Annotated in this window: 12 protein-coding genes; 1 reads left to right on the top strand and 11 read right to left on the bottom strand. The window is 31.8% G+C overall.

What is annotated here, in order from left to right; translation table 11 throughout:
• Positions 1–124: 124 nt before the first annotated feature.
• From galE to ABXT69_RS01880, 11 genes are all read right to left on the bottom strand, one after another.
• On the bottom strand, positions 125–1,132 hold the full coding sequence (gene galE / locus ABXT69_RS01930) for a UDP-glucose 4-epimerase GalE (RefSeq protein WP_416678711.1): 1,008 nt from the start codon (positions 1,130–1,132) through the stop codon (positions 125–127).
• Positions 1,129–3,033: a polysaccharide biosynthesis protein gene (locus tag ABXT69_RS01925; RefSeq protein ID WP_416678708.1), complete on the bottom strand. Its 1,905-nt coding sequence runs from the start codon at positions 3,031–3,033 to the stop codon at positions 1,129–1,131. The genes galE and ABXT69_RS01925 overlap by 4 nt, the downstream gene beginning before the upstream one ends.
• Before the next feature lie 42 nt (positions 3,034–3,075).
• A complete protein-coding gene (locus ABXT69_RS01920; protein WP_416678706.1) occupies positions 3,076–3,636 on the bottom strand; it encodes a sugar transferase in 561 nt (186 codons plus the stop codon).
• Positions 3,620–4,534: an NAD-dependent epimerase/dehydratase family protein gene (locus tag ABXT69_RS01915; protein ID WP_416678704.1), complete on the bottom strand. Its 915-nt coding sequence runs from the start codon at positions 4,532–4,534 to the stop codon at positions 3,620–3,622. Before ABXT69_RS01915 ends, ABXT69_RS01920 begins: the two co-directional genes overlap by 17 nt.
• Positions 4,535–4,613: 79 nt before the next feature.
• Complete coding sequence (locus ABXT69_RS01910; protein ID WP_416678702.1) at positions 4,614–5,498, bottom strand: class I SAM-dependent methyltransferase; 885 nt, start codon at positions 5,496–5,498, stop codon at positions 4,614–4,616.
• Positions 5,499–5,507: 9 nt separating this feature from the next.
• Positions 5,508–6,647, bottom strand: coding sequence for a glycosyltransferase family 4 protein (locus tag ABXT69_RS01905; protein WP_416678700.1), 1,140 nt, complete (start codon positions 6,645–6,647; stop codon positions 5,508–5,510).
• A gap of 11 nt (positions 6,648–6,658) precedes the next feature.
• Positions 6,659–8,608 carry an asparagine synthase (glutamine-hydrolyzing) gene (gene asnB / locus ABXT69_RS01900; RefSeq protein WP_416678697.1) on the bottom strand — a complete coding sequence of 650 codons (1,950 nt, stop codon included), beginning with the start codon at positions 8,606–8,608 and terminating at the stop codon, positions 6,659–6,661.
• 56 nt (positions 8,609–8,664) lie between these two features.
• Complete coding sequence (locus tag ABXT69_RS01895; RefSeq protein ID WP_416678694.1) at positions 8,665–9,567, bottom strand: SDR family oxidoreductase; 903 nt, start codon at positions 9,565–9,567, stop codon at positions 8,665–8,667.
• 81 nt (positions 9,568–9,648) lie between these two features.
• Positions 9,649–11,457 carry a hypothetical protein gene (locus tag ABXT69_RS01890; RefSeq protein WP_416678692.1) on the bottom strand — a complete coding sequence of 603 codons (1,809 nt, stop codon included), beginning with the start codon at positions 11,455–11,457 and terminating at the stop codon, positions 9,649–9,651.
• Positions 11,458–11,623: 166 nt separating this feature from the next.
• The gene (locus ABXT69_RS01885) at positions 11,624–12,631 is read right to left on the bottom strand and encodes an NAD-dependent epimerase (protein WP_416678689.1); all 1,008 of its coding nucleotides are present in this window, start codon (positions 12,629–12,631) and stop codon (positions 11,624–11,626) included.
• Between the two features lie 9 nt (positions 12,632–12,640).
• Complete coding sequence (locus ABXT69_RS01880) at positions 12,641–13,807, bottom strand: nucleotide sugar dehydrogenase (protein WP_416678687.1); 1,167 nt, start codon at positions 13,805–13,807, stop codon at positions 12,641–12,643.
• Between the two features lie 312 nt (positions 13,808–14,119).
• Here ABXT69_RS01880 and ABXT69_RS01875 point away from each other — a divergent pair, with 312 nt between their 5' ends.
• Positions 14,120–15,346 carry a glycosyltransferase gene (locus ABXT69_RS01875; protein WP_416678684.1) on the top strand — a complete coding sequence of 409 codons (1,227 nt, stop codon included), beginning with the start codon at positions 14,120–14,122 and terminating at the stop codon, positions 15,344–15,346.
• Positions 15,347–15,349 lie beyond the last annotated feature (3 nt).

Below are 15,349 nucleotides of genomic sequence, written 5' to 3'. Positions count from 1 at the left end.
TATTTATGCTATTTATTAAATTGAGTGGGCAATAGAAATGCATATTTTACATCTAAATTAATATTATTAAATATTTTGATAAATAATTAAATAGGCAAATCATATATTAGTATGAAGCCTTTATTTAGTAGCCATTTGGGTTCATAGATTGCCAACGCCACGAATCCTCACACATCTGATTCAATTTATATTCAGCACTCCATCCTAGAATTTCTAATGCATAACTGGGATCAGCATAGCAAGTTGAAACATCTCCTGCTCTTCTGGAAACAACCTCATATGGAATTTTTATACCAGAAGCCTCCTCAAATGCTTTAATCACATCTAATACAGAGTATCCCTGTCCCGATCCTAAATTCACAGTCATCAATTGAGATTTATTTTTCAAAACTTGTAAAGCTTTTACATGTCCTTTTGCTAGATCAACAACGTGGATATAATCTCGAACACCAGTTCCGTCTGGTGTATTGTAATCACCCCCAAAAACACGAAGTTTTTCTAAGTTTCCAATAGCTACTTGTGAAATATATGGCATTAAGTTATTTGGGGTATTACGAGGATCTTCGCCTATAATTCCGCTATTGTGAGCTCCCACAGGATTGAAGTATCTAAGAAGTCCAATACTCCAGGAATTCTCAGAAATAAAAACATCTCGTAAAAAATCTTCAATCACCAGCTTTGATCTTCCATAAGGGTTAGCTACTGACAATGGAAAATCTTCTTTGATAGGAACTTTATGTGGATCACCATAAACAGTAGCTGAGGAACTAAAAACTAAAGCTCGACAATTCTGTTCTTTCATAACCTCCATTAGTGCTATCGCTCCACCTACATTTGAACTATAGTACTCAATTGGCATTGAAACAGAATCCCCAACAGCTTTTAAGCCAGCAAAATGAATCACTCCATCAAAATTATACTGATCAAAAATACTCCTCATTGCCTCTTGATTTCTTACATCTTGCTTATGAAATGGAATTTTGCAACTATACAAATTTTCTATGCGCTTTAGTGACTCTATAGATGAATTACAGAGATTATCAACAACAACTACCTGATACCCAGCCTTAATTAATTCGATACAAGTATGTGAACCAATATACCCAGAACCTCCTGTAACTAATATTTTCATTCTATTTTTTTATATAAAATATCAATAATATCGCATTGTGGTTTAAATAAAGGAACAGCTTGAATTAAAAGTTCACGAAGTTTTAGATAATTATTTTCATTAATAGCAATTCTTAATTCATCCAAAATACCCTCTAGCCTCGTCCACTCCATCATCTCTTCTTTAGCACGCATTATTCTAGGATTATCAGTTTCACTAGTATTCTTGCCAATCAATAGCTCTTCAAATAGCTTTTCACCCGGCCTCAGACCAGTGTATTTAATTTCAATGTCACCATCAGGATTCAAATCATCTTTTATCTGAAGACCACTAAGCTTAATCATTTTTTTAGCTAAATCATCAATTTTAACCTGCTCACCCATATCTAATACAAAAACATCTCCACCCTCCCCCATTGAGCCTGATTGAATTACTAATTCAACAGCTTCAGTTATAGTCATAAAATAGCGAATAATATTTGGATCTGTTACTGTTACAGGTCCACCATTTTTAATTTGTTTTTTGAATAATGGAATTACTGATCCACTAGAGCCAAGAACATTTCCAAAACGAACTATCGAAAATAGTGTGTTATTATTTTTACTTGATAAGGCTTGCAATACAAGCTCTGCAAAACGTTTGGTTGCCCCCATAGTATTGGTTGGACGAACTGCTTTATCAGTTGAAATTAGTACAAAGGTTTCTACTCCAGTACTAATAGCAGCTTGGGCACAATTTAATGTTCCAAATATATTATTATTTATCCCCTCAGTATTATTATATTCAACCATTGGAACATGTTTATAAGCTGCGGCATGATAAATGGTGTTAACGCCAAAATGACTAAAGATATTTTCAAGACGTGCTCTATTATTAACACTTCCAAGTATTGGATAAATAGTTATGTTAATAGTCGTACTAATTAATAATTCTTTTTCAATTTCATATAACGCAAACTCACTCATTTCATAAAGAATTAGTAACTTAGGCTTTAAAAATTTTATTTGACGGCAGAGCTCTGATCCAATTGATCCACCAGCTCCTGTAACCATTACAACTTTATTGGTAATATTTTTACCTAATAATTTTTTATTAGATTGAACAGAATCACGACCTAATAAATCATCCATACTTACTTCACGCAAATCTCCAACGCTTACTTTTCCCTTAGCCAATTCAGAGACTCCCGGTAGCATTCTTACAATAACAGAATATGGCTCTAATGCATTAATAATAGAAACCCTTTTACTTCGAGAGGCTGAAGGTATAGCAAGTAGTAATTCTTCAACTTTAAGCCTCTCAATTATGTTACAAATATCATTAGCAGAATAAATATTTAGCCCTCTAATATTTTTCCCATGTAGTTCTTTAGCATCATCAACAAATCCTACAAGATTAAACTCTGATGAATGTCCTAAGGCTGATGATAATTGAATTCCAGCCTCTCCAGCTCCATATATTAATACTCGTTTTTGATTGTTTTTATTTTGAATATTAAGTACTGATAATTTAAAATTACGACTGAATATAGCATGGGCAAAAATTCTAAGACCTCCAATTAATAATATAGATAAAACCCAATTAATTAATATAACTGATCGAGGAAGACTATCAATAGCGGCCATCAAAGTAATTACTCCCCATATTAGGGCATACAAAGATACTGCCTTTACAACAGACCACAGCGCTTTAAAGTCAATATAACGAATAATGGCTCGATACAAACCAAACTGAATAAAAACTGGGATAGCTATAAGAGGGGCACCAAATATTATTAAACTTACCTCCCCTTCAGGAGCATACCACTCACCAAGACGAAGAGAGAAAGCCATAAGTAACACAAAAACAATAATTATTGCATCACAAAATGACATAATTATTTGTTTTTTGACTCTTGATAAATGGATAATTTTTCTTAGCATATATTGAACTTTTATACCTTAATCTAACACAAAATTAACAAATTAATGATTCACCCCAGTCCCTTTAACAACCTTTACAAATGTCATCCCTAATATTTTCATATCAAACCAAAATGATTGTCGCAAAATATATTCTTCATCAAATGCAACCTTATCTATTATTGTTAATTGGTCTCTGCCATTCACTTGAGCCCAACCCGTTATTCCAGGGATTGCACTCTCTATTTTTTTTTCAGTTCTCAAAGCAATCAAGTCATCCTGATTAAACAAAGCAGGTCGAGGTCCAACAAAGCTCATGTCACCCCTTAAGACAGAAATTAGCTGGGGAAGCTCATCCAAACTTGTTGAGCGTAAAAAAAACCCGATAGGAGATAAATAAGAATCAGGTTCTTTTAATAAGTGACTTGCTAATGACGGAGTCTCTTCTATCATTGACCTAAATTTTGGCATTCGAAAAATTCTGTTATTCATACCAACCCTATCTGACCAAAAAATTATTGGACCTTTCGAAGTTAATTTAATAGTAATAGCTATTATTAACATTAGTGTGATTAAAACTAAAAGCAAAATAATACTAAAAGATAAATCAAAAAGACGTTTCATTCATTTCCTTTAATTTTCTTTTGGGAGTAAACCCTAATGCTTTTAACTTATTTGAAGAATAACATTGATCGCCCAGTAATTTATCAATTTTATATCTAATTCGTGGACTTATTAATGCAAGTGATAAAAATACTGACTTTGGGACACTCCATTTTAATGGCCTCTTCCCAGCAATATCACGCATGATATTGTAGATGTCACGAGATGAGTATTTCTCTCCATCAGTTGCAATATATATTTCACCATTAGTAATATCATTTTCTGAAATTAATAAAATCGCATTAACTAAGTCATCAACATGAATCATAGATCTTATATTTCCAGTCTCAGGAAGTGGTGGAAAAAAACCTTTTTTTATTCCTGAGAGCATTAATTCTAAATTGCCCTTCATATCAGGACCATAAACCAATGCAGGTCTAATGATAGAAATATTCATATCTGAATTTTCTCCAATTTTTAAAAGTTTTATCTCAGCTTCTCGTTTAGTTTTTCCATAAACTCCTTCAGGTTCAAACTGATCACTTTCATCTGCACAATTTCCAAAAATTGGATTTCCACCTGCCTTAGTACTACTTACAAAAATGAAAGACTTAACACCACTTCCAGCTGCAGCTTCAGCCAAGTCAATCGTAGCAGTTACATTTATATCATAATAAAGTTTACTAGATGTTAAGGGATTTTTTACATCATGCGCTAAACCAGCAAGATGGATAACAGTATCTATAGAATCAAAAGCGGTAGAAGGAATTTTTTCACTACCTAAGTTACAGATAAATGTTTTATATTTATGATCTTTTTTTCTTGCAATAACTTTAATTTCACTTTGATAAGTGTTTAATAATGCAAGTAAGTGCTTACCAATAAATCCACTCCCTCCTGTAATTAAATATTTTTTCATATATTGAATATTTATATATATTTTCTTAGTATAAGTATTAAGAATAATAATTCAGAAGTCAGAATAAATTTATTATTAATTATTTAACTGCTTTACAAAAAAGCCCATCAGGCACCTCTCTAACTTCAATATATGAAAAATTTATATCCTGCAATAACTTTATCATTTCAGATTTTGTTAGCCTTAAATTTATTGGGGCATATAATCTATCTAGTAAATCTAAAATTATATCATTAGGCTTTAACCCCCACCATAAAGGAAATTTTTTATACATTTGCTTACTACCTAGTAACTTTAAAAATTGAGCAGGGTACGAAAAAAATAAAAGAATAAAAGGCGTCATTAAGTAACATAAAAATTTGATGTGAGCATAACTTTTTTTTTGAAATAACTTTAATAAAATTGTTTCAATAAAAATACCGAATCTCTTAAAAAGGTTTTTATGTTTAATGTAATTATAAAAAATTAAAACTCCATCTTTCTTTAAAGCCTTTTTTGCTTCTTCAATAGATAATTTAAGACTTGGAGTGTGATGAAACACACCATAACTGTAGATAACATCAAATGATGATTTATTAAAAGGCAAACTTAAACAATCGCATCTACAAAAATTGACTCCTTGAAATTTATCTAATTTGGAAAGCTGAAAAATATTTTCTCCAATATCTACAACATAAGTATTTTTGATTTTATAATTATTTTGTAAATAATTTACATCAATGCCTTCACCGCAGCCTATTTCAAGATAATTATCAATACTATCTTCAATTGGATACTCTATTAATACTTTTTCTATGTGGGTATCTACAGCAATATGTTTAGTTTTATTTTTTTTATGATTATTTTTACCCCATAAATTAATTGTTTTTTCATAATGAAAGTCATTAATTAATTGTTTTTCATTAATTAAATTAATAAAATTCTTTTTAACTTTTCCTTGAAACTCTTCTTTTAATAATTTCATAATAATCGTTTAGGCTAATGCTCTATTTGATAAATCTTCATAAATATTCATATGTTTTTGAACTACTTTGTTTATATCAAAAATTTCTTCTGCTCGAATCCTGCCAGCATTTCCCATCTTCCTAGATAGAAAAGGGTTGTCTAACAAAAAACTAATCTTTTTTGCTAGCTCTATGTAATCTTGAACAGGAACAATAATACCAGTAATATCTTTATCAATTGCATCTCGACAACCCGGCACATCAGTTGTAACTATTGGACGACCACAAGCAGCAGCTTCAATTAGTATTTTTGGAAATCCCTCTCGATATGAAGGCAATACAACGATAGTTGATAATGAAATTACTTTCTCCATATCCTCTCTATGACCCCAAAGCTCAATAATCCCTTCACTCTCCCAATTCTCCAGCTCATATCGTTGGATTGAAGCTGGATTATCAAAATCAGGCTCACCAACTAATGCAAAACGAGCACGATTATTATTGATATTTACTAATTTTGCTGCCTCAATAAACTCTTTAACCCCCTTATCTTTAAGGAGGCGTGCTGCTAGAATAATAATAGGTACACCAGAATTAAAAGGCTGCTGAGTAAATACAGATAGATCTACGCCTGAACCATTTATTAACTCCACTTCATTAGATGATAATAGTGAAAGTTTAGATAGCATTGATTGATCACTATCATTTTGAAAAATCACACATTTGTTTTTATGTCTAAAAGCTAATTGATATAAATATATTATAATTTTCCGAATAATAAAAGCTGTAACACCTTTTTTTAAAAAGACATACCCGAGGCCAGACACTGCATAAACAACAGATGGAACATTAAGTAATCTTGATGCTAGACCTCCCAATAAAACTGGTTTTATTGTTACTAAGTGAACAATATTAGGAGCAACTAATCGAATAATATCAAGAATCTCTTTAAATTCAAGTAATACTGATAACAAACCAGTACGGCTTCTATGAAGGTTGATTGGATGAACTATGAGTCCATTTTTTTTTAATGTATCAAGTTCATTAGTAATAGTCGTTGCAATATGAACTTCATATCCTTGGCTAATAGCTTCAATAGCAATTGGAAGACGATGAGACAAAAAAAACCAATCTGCATTAACGATGAAAAGTAATTTTTTCTTATTCATTATTGACGATATTACTCTTTTTCAAGCCAAGCCTGAAACATTAAAACTCCCCAAAGCTGATTATGCATATTATTTCCTTTTAGATGCTCTTCCCATGCTTTTCTGATTGGCTCTGGATGAAAAAAACCTTCATTTATAAGTCTTGATTCTTTAAGAAGATTCTCTGCCCATTCACGTAATGGCCCTCTCAACCATGCATCAATTGGTAATGCAAATCCTTGCTTAGGTCTGTCAATCAATTCTTGTGGAACATACTTATACAATAACTTTCTTAAAATCCATTTACCCTGTCCATCTCTAATTTTCATATGAAGTGGAAGTTTCCAAGCTAACTCCAGAACATTATGATTTAGAAGTGGTACACGTGTTTCAAGACTGGACGCCATTGCTGCCCTATCAACCTTACAAAGTATATCATCTGGCAAATAAGTTGATGTATCCATAAACATCATTCGATGTTCAATATCTTCAAACATTTTTTCAGAACTCTCTGAAGTAATTTGGAGATCCAGCTCATAGCCACCTATGACAACATCAGCTGGATTTTGCCATTGAGAAACTAGTCCACGATATAAATCAAAATCACTATTCACAGTTAAATGTCGCGCCACTTTATGAACTTTTTCTCCCATTTGTGTTACCTTATATTGGGATGGAAGCAGCCCAGAAAATGAATTATTAATCTTATCCCAAGTAGGTGCAGAGATCTTACCAAGACTAAATCCTACGCCCTGAAGAACAGATTTTGGCAACCAACTAGTCTTATTGCGTATTGATCTACTCCATATATATCGATTATATCCTCCAAATAGCTCATCACCTCCGTCACCTGAAAGTGCAACTTTCACATTACTACTTGCCATCTTTGCCACAAGAAATGTCGGTATTTGTGATGAGTCAGCAAATGGCTCATCATATGTTGAAGGTAGCTGAGGGATAACATCAAGTGCATCTTGTGAAGAAATATAAAGCTCAGAATGCTCAGTGCCAAGATGTTTTGCCACTGCTTTTGCATAAATTGCTTCATTGTAATCAGAATCATCAAACCCAATAGTAAAGGTTTTTACAGGCTGAGATGATCTTGTCTTCATCATTGATACAATTAGTGATGAATCAATACCACCAGACAAAAATGCCCCAAGCGGGACATCTGATATCAACTGCTCTTCAACAGCACTACCAAGACAATTTTCAAGTAAAGAAACTGCTACTTCGTCATTACAATTTAGAGGACTACTTTGCCCATTAAAGACAACCTCGGACAATGACCAATAAGGTATGACTGAAGTTAACTCTTTACTGTTAATTGACAATTGAATAAAAGAGCCAGAAGATAGCTTACTAATTCCTTTATATATAGAATATGGCGCAGGAACGTAGTTATAACGCAAAAAAAGCGTCAATGAATTTCTATCAATTTCACAGGTAAAGTCAGGATGAACTTTTAAAGCCTTTAGTTCAGAAGCAAACATAAATGTATTACCTTGCCAGCCATAATATAGTGGCTTTTCTCCTAATCGATCTCGTGCTAATGTTAGAGTTCCTTCGTTTTTATCCCAAAGTGCAATAGCAAACATTCCAACACACTCATTTAATGTCTTCTCTATTCCCCAACTTGTAAATGCGGCTAATAATGTCTCAGTATCTGACTGCCCATTCCACTCAAGTGATTGCTCATTAACTTCTTGCAATTTATTTCTTATATCATTATGGTTATAGATCTCTCCATTAAATATAAGCGAATAGCGGGAACACTTTGAATGCATTGGTTGATGCCCTGCCATAGATAAATCAAGTATTGACAATCTTTTATGGCCAAAGGCAACTTGGGATGTTTCATCGACCCAAATACCAGTATCATCTGGGCCACGGTGGCCAATCATGTCAACCATTTTTTTGGCGATAGATTTTAACTCGAGCTTATTTTGAGAATTGGCAATAAAACCTGCTATTCCACACATAATTTAATATTAGAAATAATTTTTTCCATAATTGTAATACGAATTAAAATAATTGATCATAAATAATTATGATAATAATCACCAATGTACTCTTTTAAACAAACCCTCCAATTTCTCATAATATTAAGGCCACGAATATCTAACTTCTTGTTAACTAGTCTTTCAGATGGTGGACGAACTGCGAAATACTCTTTCTTCCAATAATCAGAATCTACAAGGGTTATATTCACTTCATTTTCGAGCCCTAAAATATTCAAAAGCTCTTTGGCAACCTCATCACGCCCTGTAATGCCTCCACAAGCCATGTTATAAAGACCCCAAAATTCTTTTTCAATAAGCAGCTTTACATTAGCAGCAAAATCATAGGTATAGGTTGGAGTTCCCAGCTTGTCATCAACAACATAAAGTTCTTTATTGCCATCTTTAAGTTGCTTCATAATTTTTTGAATAAACTTTTTATCTTTATTAGGGCCTGCACCCATCATCCATCCTGCTCTACAGATTAAATGGCGTTGACAATTCTGCTGAATAAAAAGTTCACCAGCATACTTACTTCGAGCATAGTGCCCAAGTGGATTAGGCAAGTCCCAATCATCAAAAGTGTCTTGTGTACCATCAAAAATCCCTGCAGTACTGATATAAAGAATTGGTATATCAAGAATATTAGCAATATGTGCTGCATTTTCAACTGCAAGTGTATTTGTAGCATAAGTTTCATCTTGATTAGTTTCACAATACTCAAGATCAGTAAAGGCACCAAGATGAAAAAGATAATCAGGCTCAAACTCGGAAACATCTGAAAAGTATGCTTCATAATCACGAAAATCAAGATAGTTTAGCCATGACTCATTCAAGTCAATATCTGAACATTTCAGTTCATAACTATTGCTAAAGACATTATGAAAAGCATCGCCAAGCATTCCACCACAACCAGCTATATATATTTTCTTTTTTTTCATTTTAATTTTAAGTAGTTTTTTTAAGATTGAACTATATTGAAATTTAATTAAATTTTTTATATCAATAATAATTTAAAAATATTAATACTTGGTATGAAATAGTCTCATAGGGAATCTATTATAAAGTAGCTGTAGCCCATACATACCATATATATAAAAAGGAATCATATACCCTTGTCGCATTCTAAAAAGGGCTCCAATAACGGGGACAACATATGCCAGTATAATAATAATTGAAACTGAAAAAATAAAAACTGGGATTAGTTGACGAAAAACTGATAAATTGACAAAGAGGCTATAAAAGAATCCAAACAATATGAAGTACCAAAGGAGCATTTCGGCGCCAGATAAAATGTAACCAATTCTCCCAACTGAACTTCCAGAAGTCAAAAAATCTTTTGGAAAAGGTGCTAAAAATCCAATCTGTATTGCCCTTGGTAAATATTTAAGTGCAGAATAAAAATCATAAATTTGAACATTAACGTCAATTACTGACCCAACATTAGCACCCATAACTACAACCCTGGCCCAATCATAACGAATAGCTCCAATATGATGAGAAAGCAAATTTAAGGAATAAACTACTGGATTGGAGGAATAGGCTAATGGTGGAAATTTTTTCATTAAAAGAGCTTCTTTTGATAAATTCTCAGAATTAGGTAGATTCAAAAAAAGTTGATAATCTTGCTCATCTTGAACTTCTTTCGCAAGGAGCTGTCTATATTGAATTTCAGCTTCAGCCTCCTTAAGGGCTGCTATTTCTAATTCCAATAGATCCTTATTCTGCTGATCTTCTTCTAACTGTTTGGATGCCTCTTTAAGCGCTGCTATTTCTAACTTCAATAGATCCTTATTCTGCTGATCTTCTTCTAACTGTTTGGATGCCTCTTTAACGAGTAACTCAGCATCTTTAGTTTCTGCTTCAATAGCGCTTTGCTTAACTTCAGCTAATTTAATTTTAATTTCTAATGCGACACGCTTTACTTCTGCTAATTTTAATTTCAGCTCTTCAGCAATTCGTTTCGCTTCAGACTCCCGAAATTCTTTTTCAGCATTCTTTGCTTTAGCCTCTTCATTTATGCGTATTTCCTCAGCTAGCTCAATCTTTTTAGCCACAGCCTCAACAAGAATCTCAGCCTTAAAGTTCTCTACCTCCTCAGAGATATTGATTTCTGTACGAGTATTAATATAAGATGACTGGAAAATAACTAATAAGATAACCAATGCAGTAGATGGGAAAAACATCCATCTTTTATGATAAACAACCCAAGTCATATAAATGAGAGTAGAAAAAGCAAAAATAGGAAATAAATATTGGCGCATCGAGACAGTTAAAATGAAACCTAATAGCATATAAAAAAACCACTGCCATCTTGAATAGTTCTTCTCTAGAATTGCCCACCCATAAATAAAGCTGCAAATGCCTAAAATAAAATATGGATCTCTAAGCAGTTGAGTAGACTGGCTCAAAATGGAGGGATGAAAGAAAAAAGTTGATATTAAAAAAGGTAGGAAAAAATTCTTTGGAAAAATTAATTGCGATGATCTAAAAATTAGAACTATCGAAATAAGCCATATTAGGGCATTAACTATTGAAACTGAAATTGGATTAGGGTTTCCTAAAATCCAGTATGACAAAGATATTATTTTAACATTTGCATGGTTTGTATAAGAATTAAGCCAGCTTATCCAGTCTGAATTTTTTAAGTATTCAAGCTGAATTATGGCTTCATTATGGTATTTTATGGAGTCAGCCGCAAAAAACCAAAAACCTTCACCATTATGAAGATTAGAAAGAAAGTCACTATATGCAATTGAGTTAAATGTCCAACTCAAGGCAATATGGAACAAAAATAGTAACAAATAAATAATTTTTTTGTCTAGAGTCATCTTTTATTTGAAAATATTTAAATAGATTTTTATGTATTCTCTCACCATTTATTTAATAAAAATAATCATTTTTAATTGAAAAATATCTTACACTTATAATTTTTTTCAATACTTTAATCTATCAGATATCACTTAAGCATGAATAAGCCAAAAGATAGATATTGTATTAATAACTATAGTAGCTTTTAAACCATTTTGCAAAATTGTCCACCCCTTTCTTAATTGGCATAGTTGGCTTATATTCAAAATCTCTAACTAAATCATCTATATTAGCATAAGTATTATGAACATCTCCTGGCTGCAAAGGAACTAAATCCTTATCAGCAATAACATTTAGTGATTTTTCAAGAGAGCTAATATAATCTAATAGTTTGACAGGCGAATTACTACCAATATTATAAATTCTCCATGGAGCTTTAGATTTTGCAGGATCAAGATTCTCCTCTTTCCAATTTAGACTTATAGTGGCAGGTTTATCTATTACTCTGACAATCCCCTCTATAACATCATCAATGTATGTAAAGTCTCTTAAATGATTACCATAATTAAAAACTTTAATTTTATCCCCATTAATCATAGACTTTGCAAATTTTTGCAGAGCCATATCTGGTCTATCCCAAGGCCCATAAACTGTAAAAAATCTAAGGCCAGTAGTGGGAAGATTAAATAGATGGCTATATGTATGTGCCATAAGTTCATTAGCTTTCTTAGTTGCAGCATACATACTTAAAGGATGATCGACATTATCATGGACAGAAAAAGGCATCTGGCTATTTGCCCCATAAACTGAACTACTTGATGCATAGACGAGGTGAGAGATATTATGATTTTTGCAACCCTCTAATATATTTGCAAAACCAACAATATTAGTATTAATATAGGCCATTGGATTTTCAATTGAGTACCTTACACCAGCTTGAGCAGCTAAATTAACAACACAATCAAATTTATACTCTTGAAATAGTGATTTAACTCTCGGCCCATCTTCAATATCCATACGAATATGTTTATAGTTATTCTTATTAGAGTGTCGAGCAAGCCGATCTTCTTTGAGGGCTGGGTCATAATAATTATTATGGTTATCAATGCCAACTACCTCATCACCTCTCTCTAGGAGTCTTAATGAAAGTGCTGAGCCTATAAAACCTGCTGATCCAGTAACTAATATTTTCATACTTTTCTCTTAATCAGAATTAAATAAATCTCGTGTATAAATTTTACCTTCAACATCTCGAATTTCATTTGTCATTCTATTGACAATAATAATATCAGACAGCTTTTTAAACTCATTCAAATCTTTGACTACTCTCGACTGAAAAAAATTTTCCTCTTTAAGCACTGGCTCATAAACAATAACTTCAATGCCTTTTGCTTTAATTCTTTTCATAATTCCTTGAACAGATGAAGCCCTGTAGTTATCTGAATTACTTTTCATTATGAGTCGATAAACTCCAACAATTTTTGGATTTTTACTTATGACTGAATTAGCAATAAAATCTTTTCTTGTGGAGTTGGCATCAACAATTGCGGTAATTAAATTATTGGGTATATCTTTGTAGTTAGCCATCAATTGCTTAGTATCTTTTGGTAAGCAATATCCACCATATCCAAATGATGGATTATTGTAATGAGTGCCAATACGTGGATCAAGCCCTACACCTTTAATAATTTCTCTGCTATCTAGATTATGAACTTCAGCATATGAATCAAGCTCATTAAAATAAGCCACCCTCATAGCAAGATAAGTGTTTGAAAATAATTTAATCGCTTCAGCCTCTGTAGAATTTGTTAAAAGTACATCAATACTTTCTTTAAGGGCTCCATTGACTAGTAAATTTGCAAACTTTTCTGCACTTTTGGCATTTCCCCCAACAATAATTCGAGATGGATAAAGATTATCATAAAGAGCAGTTCCCTCTCTTAGAAATTCTGGAGAAAAAATGATGTTATCAAAATTTAATATTTTTTTGAGATTTTCTGTATATCCGACTGGAACTGTAGATTTAATAACAATAGTTACATTAGGGTTAATACCGATGGCATCCTTAACAACTGATTCCACTGATGAAGTATTGAAATGGTTCGTTTCTATGTCATAATCAGTAGGAGTTGCTACAATTACAAAATCAGCACTTCGATAAGCTTCTAATTTATCTAGTGTAGCTCTAAAATTAAGTTTTTCATTTTCCAAAAACTCCTCCATCTCTTTATCAGAAAATGGAGACTCTCCTCGATTTAACATTATGATTTTTTTAGATGACAAATCTAAAGCAGTAACATTATTGTGCTGGGCTAAAAGCAATGCATTAGAAAGGCCTACATAACCAATCCCTGTAATTGTAATATTCATTTAAGAAAAGTTGAGAACATATATTTGTATTTTAACAATATCACCGCCATTTATCTTTGTAATTCAATAATCATTTCAATTTAGCAATAGAATTTTTAATAAATCTTCATTCATTTTTTGATTATCAAATAAAATTAAAATAGAGTTAGTTTATATTCTAAATAATTAACATTAATTCAGCAATTTGAAAGCAAAAATATAGAATTAATCTATTAAAGTTGTTTATTTACTTTAGACTTTCACTTTATCCAGATGATAAGAGTGATTTAAGAAATAATATAAACTTATGCAGATTTTATTAAGATAAGAAATATGATTAAAAAACCAAAAATATTATTCATCATGTATGACGGTTTGACTGATCCATTAGGCCAATCTCAAGTTCTTTCATACATCAAACACCTCTCTAATGATTATAGTTTTGATATTATTGGTTACGAAAAGTCAGAAATATATGAGTCACAAAAAATTTATATATATAAAGAAATTGAAAATTTAGATATCAGATGGCTTCCAATAAAATACCATAAGAAACCCCCAGTAATCTCTACTATTTATGACTTATACCTAGGCTGGAAAAAAGCTAAAAAATATGGTGATATAGATAATTATGATTTAATTCATTGCCGAAGTATAGTCATTGGAAGTGTCGCCTTGCTTTTAAAAAATAGGTACAAGTCTAAATTGATATTTGACATGAGAGGATGGTGGGCTGATGAAAAAAAAGAAAGTGGGTCGTGGGATTCAAAAATATATATCCCTATTTATTTGTATTTTAAAAACTTAGAAAAAAAACTTTTTAAATATAGTGATCATGCTATTTCTCTAACTAAAACAGGTTATGAAGAAATCATAAGTAAAAACTTAAAACCTGCAAATAGATTAAGCGTCATACCAACATGTGTTGATTTTAATATTTTTAAACCTTTTGACAATGAAATTAGAAAAAGTATTAGGTCAGAGCTAAATATTGAGACGAATGATACTGTAATTATATATAGTGGCTCTCTTGGTGGAAATTACAATATAGATATTATTATTAATCTATATAAAGCTTCAAAAAAATTAAATATTAATACAAAAATTTTGATTTTATCTCATACAGATTTCGACTATATTTCATCTGAGATTAAAAAAAATAAGATCTCTATTGATGATGTAAGGATCAAAAGTTGTAATTATTCTGATGTTCATCGTTATTTAATAGCTGGAGATATTGGAGTTATAAATTATAAAAATTCCTATTCTACAATAGGACGAAGCCCAACTAAAATGGGCGAGTATTGGGCGTGTGGGCTTCCAGTTTTATGTGAAATAAATACTGGTGATGTTGATTATTTTATAAATAAATATAATAACTCTGGCTACCTAATTGATACAGATGATAGTGGCTCATATAACACGGCTTTAACTAAAATATTGTCACATGCTACTAACAAAAATGAATTAAGAGATTTCGCAATGGATTCCTTCGATCTTTTAAAGGGAGTCGCAATATACAAAATAGTCTATGATAAAGTTTTAAATGGTAAAAAATAAAAA

Source organism: Candidatus Pseudothioglobus sp. Uisw_016, assembly GCF_048087635.1.
Lineage (GTDB): Bacteria > Pseudomonadota > Gammaproteobacteria > PS1 > Pseudothioglobaceae > Pseudothioglobus.
The sequence above is the reverse complement of the archived record's forward strand: the minus strand, read 5'-3'. Positions and strand labels throughout refer to the sequence as shown.